The 480-nt window shown below is 64.2% G+C and carries 1 protein-coding gene; it reads left to right on the top strand.

Translation table 11 applies throughout. The features are described from left to right. On the top strand, positions 1 to 480 hold a 480-nt coding region (locus PO768_RS29070), incomplete at both ends, for a branched-chain amino acid ABC transporter substrate-binding protein (protein WP_272648833.1).

The raw sequence follows: 480 nt of genomic DNA, 5'->3' as shown, positions 1-480 counted from the left end.
GCAAGAAGGCCAAGTTCGAGCTGCTGGCCGAAGACGATGCCGGCGATCCGAAGCAGGGCACGGCCGCGGCGCAGAAGCTGATGGACTCCAAGGTCAACGGCGTGATCGGCCACCTGAACTCCGGCACCACCATCCCCGCGTCCAAGGTCTATAGCGATGCCGGCGTGCCGCAGATCAGCCCCTCGGCGACCAACCCCAAGTTCACCCGCAATGGCTACAAGACCGCCTTCCGCGTGGTCGCCGATGACGTGCATCTGGGTGGCACGCTGGGCAAGTACTCGGTGCAGCAGCTCAAGGGTAAATCGATCGCGGTGATCGACGACCGCACGGCCTACGGCCAGGGCGTGGCCGATGAGTTCGAGAAGGGCGTCAAGTCGGCCGGCGGCAAGGTCGTCGGTCGCGAATTCACCAACGACAAGGCCACGGACTTCACCGCCATCCTGACCTCCCTGAAGGCCAAGAAGCCCGATGTGGTCTTCT

The organism is Paucibacter sp. XJ19-41 (genome assembly GCF_028462495.1).
Lineage (GTDB): Bacteria > Pseudomonadota > Gammaproteobacteria > Burkholderiales > Burkholderiaceae_C > Roseateles_E.
This window is presented reverse-complemented; position numbering and strand designations above follow the sequence as displayed.